This is a genomic window from Nitrospirota bacterium (assembly GCA_016214845.1).
Lineage (GTDB): Bacteria > Nitrospirota > Thermodesulfovibrionia > UBA6902 > UBA6902 > SURF-23.
The window spans coordinates 50,593-64,992 of sequence record JACRMS010000033.1 but is presented as its reverse complement, the minus strand read 5'-3'; the positions used below and the strand labels follow the sequence as shown (position 1 = coordinate 64,992).

Here is a 14,400-nt window from a genome sequence, read left to right as displayed (position 1 = left end):
GGAATCGGATTTATATTTGTGATAGCAAGAGTCATGGAGCCCTCATAAGGCCTCTGGTTGTACATTCAGCCGTTTTATACAATTCTCCGCTTTAATTTGTTAAAATTTCTCCGCTATGCTTCTTCAGCAGATAATCAATGGCCTGACGGTCGGCGGTGTGTATGCCCTTATTGCGCTGGGGTATACGCTGGTCTATGGAATATTAGAGTTGATAAATTTCGCTCACGGCGAGATCTACATGATTGGCGCGTATCTTGGAATTATTTTTCTTGGGATATTCACGGCGGCAGGACTCACGCAGTACAGTTTGTTCTTATCACTGTTTTTAACATTTGTCATGTCAGTTATCGTTTGCTCCGCTTACGGATTCACCGTTGAGAAGCTCGCGTACAAGCCATTGAGGAACGCGCCGAGGCTGAATCCCCTGATAAGCGCGATCGGCGTTTCCATCTTTCTCCAGAATTACGTGATGCTCACACAGGGGGCAACTGACAAGGTATTCCCGCATGTCATCCCGGTAACAACGGTTGAGTTTCTGAACGTGACAATGACATCGCTGCAGATATTCATCATCATTGCCTCCCTGCTTCTCATGGCGGGATTGCACCTTTTCATAATGAAGACAAAAACAGGCAAGGCAATGAGGGCGGTGGCGCAGGACAAAACTATGGCGTCGCTCCTTGGGATAAATATCGACAGGATAATCTCCGTGACGTTTATAATCGGCTCAGGGCTTGCGGCTGTTGCGGGGCTGATGGTTGCCATGTATTACGGCCTTGTGAATTATTCAATTGGATACATAGCGGGCATCAAGGCGTTTACCGCGGCAGTGCTTGGTGGAATAGGAAGCATTCCCGGTGCAATGGTCGGGGGATTAGTGCTCGGTCTCATAGAGAGCCTCGGCGCAAGTTATTTATCGAGTGAGTACAAGGATGCGTACGCGTTTATTGTTTTGATCCTGATCCTCCTTGTGAAGCCGACAGGACTGCTTGGGAAATCCGGGGAGAACAGGCCGTGAAGAAGGTCCTCTTCATGTTCTGGTGTGCTTTGCTTTCCATCCCTTTTATGGGGATCAAAGGCGGCGCGTATCTCTTCGTCGGCATCTGCGTTTCATACGGCGTTTATGTCCTTCTGGCACATTTGTTAGGCAAAATAAAAAAACCAGCCAAACCTGTAAATACAAAATTGCTTTCGGCGGCATTCATAGCATTCGCTTTCATCCTGCCGTTTCTCTTCAAAGATTATTACACGGATGTAGCGATCTTGGTCTGCATTTATATAATCCTCGCCCTCGGCGTAAATATTGTTGTAGGCTTCAGCGGGCTTTTGCATTTAGGCTTCGCGGCATTCTATGGCATCGGCGCGTATTCAAACGCCCTGCTGACCACACATTTCGGCCTCGGTTTCTGGAGCGCGCTTCCTCTGACTTTGCTTTTTACATCTATGGCAGGGCTGCTTCTCGCCTTCCCGGCATTGAGGCTCAGGGGAGATTATCTGGCAATTGTCACTTTGGGCTTTGGAGAGATAATCCGACTCGTGCTGAATAACTGGGACAGCGTGACGCGCGGGCCGAACGGCATATCGAATATTCCCTCTCCTTTCATACTCGGTTTCGAGATCAGCAATCTGGTGTATTACTACTATCTTGTTTTAGGGTTCGTGCTGATAGCGGCATTTATCGTGAAACGGGTTTACCATTCACGCACCGGAAGGGCGTGGCTTTCAATCCGTGAAGACGAAACAGCGGCAGAGGCGATGGGGATTAATACAAGAAAATACAAATTCATGGCGCTGACCTTCGGCGCCTTCTGGGCCGGACTTGCCGGCGCTTTGTTTGCGAGCAAGATGCACTTTGTGTCGCCTGAGAGTTTTTCATTCATGGAATCGGTTTTCGTTGTCTGCATGATAATCTTAGGCGGGCTCGGAAGCATTCCCGGAGTTATTTTAGGTTCACTGATACTCGTTCTTTTGCCGGAGGTGCTGAGGGATTTCCAGTTATACAGGATGCTGGCCCTCGGCGTAGGCCTCGTGTTGATGATGATCTTCAGGCCGCAAGGGCTGATTAAAAAAATGTAGGGGCGTATGGCATACGCCCTTTTTAAGGGTACAACATCATGATATTGGAAGTCAGAAATTTAACAAAAATATTCGGCGGGCTCAAGGCGATCGAGGAAGTCAGCTTTAAGGTCAAGCGCGGGATCATCCTTAGCATAATCGGGCCGAACGGCGCAGGCAAGACCACTCTGTTCAACTGCCTGACCGGTGTGCTGCCATCGACAAAAGGGCATGTGCTGTTTGAAGATGAAGACATCACTCAAAGAAGGCCGTACGAAATAACTGAAAAGGGCATCGCGCGCACATTTCAGAATATCAGGGTGTTCAATTCAATGACCGTGCTGGAAAACGTAATGATCGGCCAGCATGCGCGCTCAAAAGAGGGACTGCTGACCGCGGTATTAGGCACAAAAAAATTTCAGAGGGAAGAAGATGAGATAAGATCAAAGGCCCTTGAGTACCTGGAATTCACGGGCATCCAGGACTTCGCCTCCACACTCGCTGAGAACCTTCCGTACGGAGACCAGAAGCGGCTTGAGATAGCGCGCGCCCTCGCAACGGAGCCAGCATTATTACTACTTGATGAGCCTGCCGCGGGCATGAACCCACAGGAGACAATGGCGCTGATGGAGCTTATTAAAAAGATCAGGGAGTGGGGCAAGACAGTAATTATAATCGAGCATGACATGAAGGTCGTCATGGGTATTTCAGACTGGATCATTGTCCTTGACCACGGAGTGAAGATAGCGGAAGGCACTCCGAATGAAATTCAAAATAATCCATACGTGATAGAGGCTTATTTAGGTAAAGAGGAAGTTGATTTTCTCTCTTGAACTAAAAAAACAACTATTGTAAAGTATTCTATGCCTAAAGCGGTAGCGATAATACCGGCAAGATTCAACTCAACCCGCTTCCCCGGGAAACCCCTTGCTACCCTTAAAGGCAAGATCATAATTCAGCATGTTTTTGAACGAGTATCAGAAGCAAAATTGGTCGATGCCGTCCTGGTTGCGACTGATGATCAGAGGATCTTTGATGCCGTGGCCTCATTCGGCGGCAGGGCGGTCATGACCTCAGGCAGCCATGTTAGCGGCACGGACAGGATCGCCGAGGCGTCAAGTGAACTGGATTGTGACTTCGTTATAAACGTCCAGGGTGATGAGCCGTTCATCAGGCCGGAAATGGTTGATGAGGTGGTTGAAGTGTTGTACAATGATGACAAGGTTTCGATCAGCACGCTTGCAAAAAGGACAACTGACATAAATGAGATATTTTCTCCCAATATTGTGAAAGTCGTGATGAACGATTCAGGGTTCGCAATGTATTTTTCAAGGGCGCCGATACCGTTTTACAGGGAGGAATGGATGTTTGAAAGCAGAGGGCATAGAGCAGAGGGCAAAGAGCACGGGGATTTTTATTTTTCTTTTAATCCCCAATCCCCAATCCCCAACCCCCAGTTTTACAAGCACATCGGAATATACGGTTTTCATAAGAACGCGCTATTGAGTTTTACTTCTTTGAAAGAAGGCAGGCTTGAACGGATAGAAAAGCTTGAACAGCTCAGGGCGCTTGAAAGCGGAATGAGGATAAAAGTGAGAATAACCGAACATGATACCTTCGGGATCGATACCATTGAAGACTTAAGAAAGGCTGAGGAATGGCAAAATATATCTTTGTAACAGGCGGCGTTTTATCATCTCTTGGCAAGGGCATCGCGGCGTCCGCTGTAGGCGCGCTCCTTGAAGCCCGCGGGCTGAGAGTGACAATACAAAAGCTTGACCCTTATATCAACGTGGACCCCGGGACACTGAGCCCTTTTCAGCACGGTGAGGTCTTTGTCACCGATGACGGGGCTGAGACCGACCTGGACCTCGGGCATTATGAGAGATTCACCTCGACCCGCATGTCCCAGAAGAACAATTTCACCACGGGGAAGATCTACTACAACGTGATACTGAAAGAAAGAAGGGGGGATTATCTTGGAGATACCGTTCAGGTGGTCCCTCATATAACGGACGAGATAAAGAACGCCATCAAGGCCGTCTCCGACAATTATGATATCGTGATAGTAGAGATAGGCGGCACCATTGGCGACATTGAAAGCCTTCCGTTTCTTGAGGCGATCAGGCAGTTCAGGTACGACGTTGGACGTGAGAATGTGGCTTACATGCACCTCACACTGGTCCCTTACATAAGCACAGCGGGCGAGCTCAAATCAAAACCCACACAGCACAGTGTGAGGGAATTACGCGCGATCGGTATCCAGCCTGATGTTCTGGTCTGCCGTACTGACAGGCCGCTTTCACAATCAGTAAAAAAGAAGATAGCCCTGCACTGCAATCTCGATATTGAAGCGGTCATAGCAGCGATAGATGTTGAGTCCCTTTATGAAGTCCCGGTAGTTTTACATGAAGAAGGCATTGACAGATTGATAGTCAACAGGCTCTCATTAGACACAAAAGAGCCTGACCTTACAAAATGGGAAAACGTGATCAGGAAGGTAAAGAACCCGGTTGACACCGTTACCATCGGTCTTGTTGGAAAATATGTGGGGCTGAAGGATTCATACAAGAGCCTGGTGGAGGCGCTCCTGCACGGCGGTATAGCTAACAACGTGAGTGTAGATATCCAGTGGATCGATGCGCAGGACATAGAGAAATCGGGAGCGGACAGATTTCTTGCCGACGTTGACGGGATACTGATCCCCGGAGGGTTCGGCGAACGCGGCATCGAGGGGAAAATAGAGGCAGTGAAATTCGCGAGGACCAAGAAGATACCGTTTTTAGGCATATGCCTTGGGATGCAGTGCGCTGTCATAGAATATTCCCGCAATGTCTGCAATATGGAAGGCGCAAACAGCACTGAGTTCGATAAAGCCGCTCCTTACCCGGTAATCTATCTCATAGAGGAATGGTATGATTTCAGGAACCAGGTGATCCAGAGAAGAGACATTAATTCAGACAAGGGCGGCACCATGAGACTTGGAGAATATCCCTGCGTGCTCGAAGAAGACTCTCTTGCATTCAAGGCTTATGGTGAAAAAGAGATACACGAAAGGCACAGGCACAGGTATGAGTTCAATAACAAATATAAAGAGACACTTGAGCAGAAAGGGCTGAAGATAAGCGGCATGAGCCCTGACAAACAATTGGTTGAGATAGTTGAGATCAAAGACCACCCGTGGTTTTTCGGATGTCAGTTCCATCCCGAATTCAAGTCAAGGCCTTTAAAGCCGCATCCGGTCTTCAAGGCATTTATAGGAGCAGCGTACAGGGAGAAGAAACTGTTATTTCAAAACTCTACTATAGATAAAATGGAGGTAGTTAATGAGTGAGATCATAGGCATTCAGGCAAGGGAAATACTTGACAGCCGGGGCAACCCCACGGTTGAAGTGGACGTGGCTCTTGAAAGCGGGGCCTTTGGAAGGGCCGCTGTTCCATCAGGCGCGTCAACAGGAGAAAGGGAGGCGCTTGAATTACGGGACAAGGAAAAGCGTTATTTAGGCAAAGGGGTGCAGAAGGCCGTTAAGAACGTAAATGAAAAGATCGCTCCCCGCCTGCTTGACGCTGAGGGCAGCGACCAGGCCTACATCGACAACCTCATGATCAAGCTCGACGGCACGAAGAACAAAGGCAAGCTCGGAGCAAACGCCATCCTTGGGGTCTCGCTCGCGGTCGCAAAGGCCGCCGCGATGGAGGCGGACCTGCCTCTCTATAAATATATCGGCGGCGTGGGCGCGCGTGAACTTCCCGTGCCTATGATGAATATTTTAAACGGCGGAGCACATGCCGACAATAATCTCGATATACAGGAATTCATGATAATGCCGGTAGGCGCGCCGAATTTCCGGGAAGCCCTGAGAATGGGCGCCGAGATCTTCCACAGCCTCAAGGGCCTGCTTAAATCAAAAGGGCTGAGCGTGTCAGTCGGTGACGAGGGAGGCTTTGCCCCTAACCTGAAATCAAACGAAGAAGCCCTCGTATTGATTATCGAAGCGATCAAAAAGGCCGGGTATGCCCCGGGAAAAAGTGTTTTTCTTGCGCTCGATGTGGCCTCTTCGGAGTTGTACAGCGGTGGCAAGTACAGTTTTGAAGGGAAGTCAGTTACATCCGAGCAGATGGTGGATTTCTATGAAAAGATCATCAAGAAATATCCGGTCATATCCATTGAAGACGGGCTTTCTGAAAATGACTGGAAGGGCTGGGAGTCAATGACAAAGAGGATCGGCAAAAAGGTGCAGCTTGTCGGCGATGACATCTTTGTAACGAACAAGGAAATATTCTCAAAAGGGATAGAGCGGGGTATCGGCAATTCGATATTGATCAAGCTCAATCAGATAGGCACTCTGACAGAAACACTTGACGCAATTGAAATGGCAAAGAGAGCGGGTTATACCGCTGTCGTATCCCACAGGTCAGGCGAGACAGAGGATTCGACAATAGCTGACCTCGCTGTCGCCATGAACGCCGGGCAGATAAAGACAGGCTCCCTGTGCAGGACCGACAGGGTGGTTAAATACAACAGGCTGCTGAGGATCGAAGAGGAGCTTTGCGGAGCTGCTGTATACAACGGGAAAAAGGTTTTTTATAATTTGAAATGAAACTAAGGATTATGAAAACAGAAGTTGAGAACATAAGAAGTTTTGAAGATGAGAAAAGACAAAAAGTTTATAACTTCTCATCTTCCTATATTCTCAATTTCCCGATCTTTTAACCATGCGGAACAAAAGACGGAAACAGGTCGAGCACAATAAGAAGAAGAGACAGCTTGTCTTTCTGACTGTCGGCATACTGCTTTTTATTTATCTGACTTTCAGCCTGATCTCAGGTGAGAACGGATTATTGAAATACCTTGAACTCAGGTCCAAAAGGGACAAACTTATTTCTGAGACCAGGATAGTCAAAAAACAGGTAGAAGACATCCAGTCGGAAATGGATACGATGGAAAAGAACCCCGACCAGATGGAAGAGCACGCCAGAAAATACGGGCTTACAAGAGACGGCGAATTGATCTTTAAATTTGAAGATAAAAAGTGAGATAAATAATGTACGAACTAATGATCGAGACGACTTTCTCCTCTGCGCACCAGCTCAGGGGATATAAAGGCAAATGTGAAGAGCTGCACGGGCACAACTGGCGCGTGCAGGTAATTGTTTCCTCCGAAAAACTCAATGACATCGGGATAGTGATAGACTTTCATGAGCTAAAGGCGATAACCATTGAGGTGGTTGCTTCTCTCGATCATTCGTTTCTCAATAACGTATTCCCCTTCACCGAGATAAACCCCTCCTCCGAAAATATCACAAAGTGGATCTACGATTCATTAAAGAAGAAACTGCAGAAAACAAATTGCAGCGTCTCCTCCGTCACCGTGTGGGAAAACGATACGGCATCCGCAACGTATTACGAGTGACGGTTTAAAGAGAAAGATTTTCATTTGCCCCCCTTTTATTCCGTGATATAATGGAATTAAGAAACGACTTATCAATAATTTCCGATATGCATCTAATGCAGGCTGGAACTTTGGCTAAAACAGGACGCAAGGACGTGAAGTGTTTTCTCCCCGGCAAACTGCCATTGAACATCCTTAATGAATTTCTGGAGCTTTATACATCTGCGAATAATAATGTTGCGACACCTTCAATAGAAGAGGAAATAAGAAAAGGAGGGCGGACCGGAGAGCTGAGAAGATTTCAGGGAGATGAAATAGAGTCTGTCCATAAATTACAAACTTTCAATCTCGTCATGCCCGAAGTTTTTAATCGGGCATCCAGAATTTATTTAGAAAACTGGATTCCCGCTCAACCGACTGCCAACAGTAGGTGCTTTAGGCACGGGAATGACAGTTTAATGTTCGAGTTTATGGACAGACACTAAATAACAAAGAGCATTTAACAGGGAGGTATTTATGAACACAAGAAAACTTTTCTCATTCGCGCAAAGAAAGAGCATGGACACGTGCAGTGATCCCTATCTTTTGCAGGGGGTGTCTTATGAGGCCGCTGTTTGTAAACGATGCCATGCCATATATCAAAATAAAAGATGGTGTTTTAATGATGAGCTGTTTGAGAAAATGAACGAGTGGAAAAGTTTAAACAAAGTCCTCTGTCCAGCCTGCCAGAAGATAAAAGATAAATTCCCGGGAGGAATTGTTACACTTAAAGGGGAGTTTCTCAGAGAACACAAAAATGAGATCCTGAATCTGATCAGGAATGAAGAGCATAAGGCAATGGGGTTTAATCCTCTTGAAAGGATAATGGCGATGAACGATATTAAAGAGGGGATGGAGCTGACTACCACAAATGAAAAGCTGGCCCAGCGTATCGGCAAGAGCGTCCAGAAGGCATACCAGGGCAGAGTAGGGTATAAGTGGTCGCAGGACACAAAGCTTCTCAGAGTGGAATGGGAGCGGTGATGAAAAAACCGGGATTAGAGATTAGGGGTTAGGGATTAGTAAAAGAAAATGAGAGCGCTTGTTTTCAATAACGGACTTCACTATCGAAAGGACCATCCTGTTCCAAAACTGGAACAGGGTGATGCATTGATACGGGTCAAACTTGCCGGGATCTGCAATACCGATCTTGAGATCACAAAGGGATACATGGGATTTCAGGGTGTATTGGGACATGAGTTCGTCGGTGTCGTTGAGAAGTGTGATGAAAAGGGTTTTATAGGCAGACGTGTCACCGGAGAGATCAACATCGGCTGCGGCACATGCCCCAACTGCCAAAACCACATGCAAAACCACTGCCCGAACCGCTCGGTTTTAGGCATCCTTAATAAAGAAGGAGCATTCGCAGAATTTCTTACCCTGCCTGCCGGCAACCTCCATGTAATACCTGATTCAATATCAGATGAGGAAGCGGTATTTGTTGAGCCGCTGGCAGCGGCATTCGAGATTCTCCAGCAGGTAAAAATATTGCCAACCGATAAAGTCTGCGTTTTAGGAGACGGGAAATTAGGGCTGCTTGCCGGACAGGTGCTTTCAACGACTGGTTGTAATCTTGTTGTTGCCGGCAGGCACAGGGAGAAGTTAAAGATTCTTGAGGCAATAGGGATAAGGACTATATTGCAATCCCCCCCTCACCCTAACCCTCTCCCGCCAGGGGAGAGGGGACCGAAGAATTCCCCTCCCTTGACGGGAGGGGATGAAGGGGAGGGAGAGAATGAATTCGATTATGTCGTTGACTGCACAGGCTCTTCATCCGGCATTGACGCGGCGCTTGGAATTGTTAAGTCGAGAGGCAAGATTATTCTCAAAACAACCGTTGCAGAACGCGCTGCTGTAAACCTGAATCAGATCGTAATAGGAGAGATCTCCGTGATCGGGTCGCGCTGCGGCCCATTTCCCCCGGCGATAGAGGCAATACATGAACGGAAGGTCAAACTTTCACCTCTTGTCAGCAATACATTTTCTCTAAAAGACGGGGTGAAGGCTTTTGAGTATGCAGCAAGGAAAGGCGTGTTGAAGGTCCTTCTGAAGATAAGCTGATGGCGGAGTAATTAATTTTCCCCTGTTTGTCTTTCAAGCACTCTCAGGAATGCCTCTACTACTGTAGAGTCGAATTGTTTCCCTTTATATTTGAACAATTCAGACAATGCATATTCAGTCCCCGGCGCAGGCCTGTACGGCCTGTCAGAGGTCATTGAATCAAATGAGTCAGCCACATGAAGAATTTTTGCGCCAAGGGGAATTTGCCCGTCATTAAGCCTGTCAGGATATCCAGTGCCGTCAAGCTTTTCGTGGTGATGTTTTATCAGAGGGATTATGTCTTTTAATTGCTTGATGCCTTTGAGTATTTCCGCGCCCTGGGCGGGATGCTTTCTGACAACTTCGAATTCCTCTCTTGTAAGCGCGCCAGGTTTATCAAGGAGATAATCGTCTGTCCCGATCTTCCCGATGTCATGAAGCAGTCCGGCAAGCTTGATGCTTTTTACTTCATCGTCATCAAGCATCATTTCCTTTGCGATCTGTCCGGCATACATCGACACCCGTTCCGAATGTCCTTTTGTCCACGGGCTCTTTGCGTCAAGGGCGTTGACCATTACACGCACAAGTTTCAGGAACAGATCTTCAAGCTCTTTGAAGGACTCATTGAGGTCCTCGAGCATGTTGAAAAAGGCCTCCCGTCCGGTCTGCGCCTTTATCTGGCGTTTTTTAATGTCGTTAATCGCGCTTGCGTAGATCTCAATCAGTTCCTTGTGCTCATTTTCAGATTGTTTAATCTCGGAAATATCAGTGACGGAATGAATGACGCCTATTAAATTCTTATCGCGAACGAGCGGAGAGGAATTTATCAGCAGATGCTTATTAAGGCCGGCATCATATATTTTTCTTTGTTCATTCCTCAGCGCCAAAACAGGGAGGTCTTCCGCGGGAACATCTGAATGGTGGAACCATTGATGACATTTTGCATCATGTAAATTGCCGTTATTGCCCAAAAGGGTCTTCATGGCAGCGTTGGAAAATACAATGTTGAATTCCGTGTCCGTTATGAATACGGAGTGGGGCAGTGAGTCGATCAGCCTCATGTTGTCCCGGATATAGACTTCAAGAACGCCCTGAGTTTCCGGTTTACTTTTTAATGAGTTCATTTTCCTTATACGACGAAAGTTCGGAATTTAATATTTTTATTTCTTTCTTCAGTTCTTTCATTTTCAGCTCCCTGCCCACGGCCATCTCATAAAACTTTTCAAGGTCTTCTACCTGCTTCTTGAGGTTCTGCTCGGATTTTTTTAGCATTTGCTGGGCATTTTTCAGATTTGTAATATCAGTGGCTATAATTACCGTGTGCAGATATTTGCCTTTTTTATCCCGTATGGGGCGCTGGCTTACATAAAACCAGTGATCGTCCCTGGTCCGTATTTCCACTCTTTCCATGGGTTCTTCATTTTCTATGAGCATCTGGCAATGACTGAAATCCACGTCTTTGTGAGGTGTAAAGTGTTCATAGCATTTTTTATTGACGAGTTTATTGGTCGGCAATCCCGCGTACTGGGCAAAACTGCTGTTGCATCTTTTGATATTGAATTTTTTGTCTATCAGTATGATGAATTCAGTTACCGTGTCGAAGGTCACTTCCCATTCTATCTTGGCGCGTGTTACAACTTTAAGGAGCTGATTATGTTCATCTTCTATCTGCTTGCGCTGGGTTATGTCTCTGACAATGTGTATCAAGCCTATCAACTCGTTATCGGCGTTAATCCGAGGGATGGCCCTTATCTCTATATACTTTTCCAGATGAGGCTCAAATACTTCGAATGTTGCGGACTTTTTTGTATTCATGCAGTCGCAGCTCGGGCAGCCTTTAGGAGGTGCTTCCGTCCCGTGGTAATACTTACTGCACTTGTTTATCTTGCCCGGTGACAGGAAGGGCAGTTTGAGTACTTCCTGGGCCGCTTTGTTCGCCTGTATGATATTAAAGTCTTTATCGTGGATAGTAATCATGTCCGGGATAATATTGAAAGTGTCTTCCCAATCCTGCCTGGACTGCATTACCAGCTCTTTCATTTTCGTCCGTTCGGTTATATCTGTTATGGTCAAAAGGACGCGGGCAGTATCTTCACCGTCATAATCTGCTTTTCCGTTCCCGATACTGGATATCGTGGCTGAAAAGATCAGGCTGATATCAGAGCGTTCAGGGACAAGGACGATCTCTTTTTTGACGGTTTTGCCGGTCTGCAGGTTCTTATTGATTTCATCTTCAAGAGGCCTGACGAAATGCTCCATGGATATAGAGGGGAATTGATCATGCAGCCTTTCAAATGCCGTATTCACAGAAAGAATGTTTGACCGGCCGCTTAATACGATCAGGATTGAGGGAACGGACAACACTATGTTGTCAGTGTATTCTTTTGACGCCTTAAGCTCCTTTAAAGCCGTTTCAATGCGCTCCACCATAAAGTTGAATCCATCGGAGAGCTGACCTAATTCATCATGAGTTTTAAGCTTTATCCTTGTGTCCCACTTGCCCTGCGCTATCTCAAGCATTCCATTGGTCAATTTTTTAATGGGCCTTGTGATCCTTTCAGACATGAAAAGGGCGATAAACATAATAACGAGAATGCCTGTGATAGTGATCCCTGAGCCAATGACAGTAAAATGCCTGCTGATATTTTCAATAATTATTTTATCAACACCCTCATGATATAAAGTCTTTTGAATGAGATTTTGAAATATGATATTAAGCGCGATGCCGCCGATTGTTAAGACAATAAAGAAAGACAGGAGAATATTATTTCTTATGCTTGTCTTTGGAGAGCTTATGTTATATTCAGAGTTAGCGTCCATCGTTAGATATAGTTGATAATATATAGTCCGGCAAAAAATGTTATTGTTGCCGCGATAAATCCCCCAAAGGCCATTATGAGGGACTTCGAGCCGTTATTGCTCAACAGTTCTTTCACTTCCGCGTTAAGACCGATTGCCGACATGGCTATGGACCACGAGATAGTGTGAACAGGTTTAATGTATCGCGCCAGAACAGAGTGCGAAGCGCTTCCATGCGCTGAATAGATCCAGGTGCCAAGCAAACCTGCCGCAATGAAGGCCCATAAAAACCACGGGACGGACAGTTTCTTTTTTATGAGACTCGAGAAAAGGGGAACGGCCACCAGCAGGGCAAGGTATCTTACCGCTTTAACCGAAAGGGCAAGTGAGAGCATTTCTGTGACAGGCATATCATTTTTTAAGAATGGCGTGTATTGGGCGGCAACTGCCACGAGTCCTGTGAATTGAAGAGTGGTCCCTGTCAGGAAACAGTAATTCCTGCTTGTAAGGTTGAACAATGAGGCAAGGAATGGAAGAAAAAGCGCAAAACCTACAAACGCTGCTATGGTCACGGACAATAGTGAGATAGAGACGTCGTCGGGTTCTGCATCTACGGCCGGGGAGGTAACGGCGATAGCGGAAGCGCCGCAGATTGCCGACCCGGAAGCGGTAAGATAGGTTATCTGTTTTTTCTGTCCCAATAATTTGCCCATCAGAAGTATTACTGCAAAGTAGACTGACATGACCACCAGCATGAGAAGTAATATGGTCGGATCCACTTCGGTAAGTTTTGCGAAATTCAGGTTCTGCAGGCCGTAAAAGATTATTCCTGCGGGAAGGAATATTGAGGATGCAAGGACAACCCCTGATTCAAATTTTTTGCTTTCCCTCAACGAAGATTTAACCGCAATTCCCAATATCAAAGCAATTATCAAGGGGTCAAGCAATGAAGACTTAATAATACTCGTCAGGCCATAACCCGCCAATCCTATCAAAACAGCCAGCAGTAACCCCGGACGTATATCTTTTAATTGCTTATGAAAGTCATTTTTATTCATAGGTCATTCTATGATCAACTTAACTAAGTTGTAATTACGTATAGCAAAGAGATGCCATCAATGAACGTATGTCCATATGCAATACTATTCGGCATAACTTAGGGAAACTTTAATGAAAACCGCTAACTCCCTTAAGAGAAGACATTAGGGTATGATTTTTGATAAATTATAATATGCAAAATTCAAAGACGGCTGGGATAATAATCATCGGGAACGAAATACTCTCCGGGAAGGTGAGGGACATTAATTCTCACTTTCTTGTTTGTGAATTGAGGGGCCTGGGAGTGGATGTCAGGCGGATATCAGTCATACCTGATGATATAGATATAATAGGCAGGGAAGCCGCGGAGTTTTCGAGACGTTATGATTACGTTTTCACGTCAGGCGGGGTAGGGCCTACTCATGATGATGTGACAATGGCAGGCATCGCAAAAGGCTTTGGCGTGAAGCTTGTACAGCATCCTGAAATTGAGAAGATATTAACTTTAAGGTTCAAGAACAATGTAAACAGCGCACTCTTGAAAATGGCGGAATTGCCGGAGGGGGTTGAAATCATTTGCGAGCAGAACATGCGCTTTCCCGTTGTTTCGTTCAAGAACATTTTTATCTTTCCCGGCATCCCGGATTACATGCGGAACAAGTTCTCATTTATAAAAGAACGGTTCCGTTCCCCGTCATTCTATCTGAAAAAAATTTATCTCAATACGCATGAAACTGAAATTGCGGAAAGTTTGAATATAGTTGTTGCGGAACATTCAGGCGTCGCATTCGGTTCATATCCAATTACCGGAGCGAAGGAATACAGGGTCTTGATAACCGCCGAATCCAAATCTGAAGAATCTCTTAACAAGGCAGCAGATGACTTATTGAGAAGACTTCCGCAGGACATAATTGTCAAAGTTGAATGAAGTTTCTTTCATCGATGAATGGGCGCGACATTATTTGCTAATGAGACAAAAGTTGCACCCATGAAAAACCCTTAGCTCATATGAAGATATCACGGTTTCCCTGAATTT

The 14,400-nt window shown here is 46.1% G+C and carries 15 protein-coding genes; 12 read left to right on the top strand and 3 right to left on the bottom strand.

Features of this window, described 5'->3' with window-relative positions:
• Positions 1 to 115: 115 nt before the first annotated feature.
• The 11 genes from HZB61_12130 (at position 116) to HZB61_12080 (ending at position 9,548) form a co-directional block, all read left to right on the top strand.
• The gene (locus HZB61_12130; protein ID MBI5057352.1) at positions 116 to 1,018 is read left to right on the top strand and encodes a branched-chain amino acid ABC transporter permease; all 903 of its coding nucleotides are present in this window, start codon (positions 116 to 118) and stop codon (positions 1,016 to 1,018) included.
• On the top strand, positions 1,015 to 2,076 hold the full coding sequence (locus HZB61_12125; protein ID MBI5057351.1) for a branched-chain amino acid ABC transporter permease: 1,062 nt from the start codon (positions 1,015 to 1,017) through the stop codon (positions 2,074 to 2,076). The genes HZB61_12130 and HZB61_12125 overlap by 4 nt, the downstream gene beginning before the upstream one ends.
• 38 nt (positions 2,077 to 2,114) lie before the next feature.
• Positions 2,115 to 2,888, top strand: coding sequence for an ABC transporter ATP-binding protein (locus HZB61_12120; protein ID MBI5057350.1), 774 nt, complete (start codon positions 2,115 to 2,117; stop codon positions 2,886 to 2,888).
• Positions 2,889 to 2,918: 30 nt separating this feature from the next.
• Positions 2,919 to 3,734 (top strand): 3-deoxy-manno-octulosonate cytidylyltransferase, encoded by an 816-nt coding sequence (kdsB, locus tag HZB61_12115; GenBank protein ID MBI5057349.1) that lies wholly within the window; start codon positions 2,919 to 2,921, stop codon positions 3,732 to 3,734.
• Positions 3,713 to 5,389 (top strand): CTP synthase, encoded by a 1,677-nt coding sequence (locus HZB61_12110; protein ID MBI5057348.1) that lies wholly within the window; start codon positions 3,713 to 3,715, stop codon positions 5,387 to 5,389. Before kdsB ends, HZB61_12110 begins: the two co-directional genes overlap by 22 nt.
• On the top strand, positions 5,382 to 6,656 hold the full coding sequence (eno, locus tag HZB61_12105; protein ID MBI5057347.1) for a phosphopyruvate hydratase: 1,275 nt from the start codon (positions 5,382 to 5,384) through the stop codon (positions 6,654 to 6,656). Before HZB61_12110 ends, eno begins: the two co-directional genes overlap by 8 nt.
• A gap of 115 nt (positions 6,657 to 6,771) precedes the next feature.
• The gene (locus HZB61_12100; GenBank protein ID MBI5057346.1) at positions 6,772 to 7,092 is read left to right on the top strand and encodes a septum formation initiator family protein; all 321 of its coding nucleotides are present in this window, start codon (positions 6,772 to 6,774) and stop codon (positions 7,090 to 7,092) included.
• Positions 7,093 to 7,100: 8 nt separating this feature from the next.
• Positions 7,101 to 7,469: a 6-carboxytetrahydropterin synthase QueD gene (gene queD, locus HZB61_12095; protein ID MBI5057345.1), complete on the top strand. Its 369-nt coding sequence runs from the start codon at positions 7,101 to 7,103 to the stop codon at positions 7,467 to 7,469.
• 50 nt (positions 7,470 to 7,519) lie between these two features.
• A complete protein-coding gene (locus tag HZB61_12090; protein ID MBI5057344.1) occupies positions 7,520 to 7,933 on the top strand; it encodes a hypothetical protein in 414 nt (137 codons plus the stop codon).
• A 31-nt stretch (positions 7,934 to 7,964) separates the two neighbouring features.
• On the top strand, positions 7,965 to 8,471 hold the full coding sequence (locus HZB61_12085) for an ATPase (GenBank protein MBI5057343.1): 507 nt from the start codon (positions 7,965 to 7,967) through the stop codon (positions 8,469 to 8,471).
• A 48-nt stretch (positions 8,472 to 8,519) separates the two neighbouring features.
• Complete coding sequence (locus HZB61_12080) at positions 8,520 to 9,548, top strand: alcohol dehydrogenase catalytic domain-containing protein (protein MBI5057342.1); 1,029 nt, start codon at positions 8,520 to 8,522, stop codon at positions 9,546 to 9,548.
• An 11-nt stretch (positions 9,549 to 9,559) separates the two neighbouring features.
• Here the strand turns inward: HZB61_12080 and HZB61_12075 are convergent, their stop codons facing one another.
• Genes HZB61_12075 through HZB61_12065 form a run of 3 tightly spaced genes read right to left on the bottom strand, consistent with a single transcriptional unit; the run spans position 9,560 to position 13,384 of the window.
• Positions 9,560 to 10,651, bottom strand: coding sequence for an HD domain-containing protein (locus HZB61_12075; GenBank protein MBI5057341.1), 1,092 nt, complete (start codon positions 10,649 to 10,651; stop codon positions 9,560 to 9,562).
• Positions 10,632 to 12,347, bottom strand: a complete 1,716-nt coding sequence (locus HZB61_12070; GenBank protein ID MBI5057340.1) for a PAS domain-containing protein — start codon at positions 12,345 to 12,347, stop codon at positions 10,632 to 10,634. Before HZB61_12070 ends, HZB61_12075 begins: the two co-directional genes overlap by 20 nt.
• 2 nt (positions 12,348 to 12,349) lie before the next feature.
• Positions 12,350 to 13,384, bottom strand: a complete 1,035-nt coding sequence (locus tag HZB61_12065; GenBank protein MBI5057339.1) for a putative sulfate exporter family transporter — start codon at positions 13,382 to 13,384, stop codon at positions 12,350 to 12,352.
• Between the two features lie 173 nt (positions 13,385 to 13,557).
• Here HZB61_12065 and HZB61_12060 point away from each other — a divergent pair, with 173 nt between their 5' ends.
• Positions 13,558 to 14,292: a competence/damage-inducible protein A gene (locus HZB61_12060; GenBank protein MBI5057338.1), complete on the top strand. Its 735-nt coding sequence runs from the start codon at positions 13,558 to 13,560 to the stop codon at positions 14,290 to 14,292.
• Positions 14,293 to 14,400 lie beyond the last annotated feature (108 nt).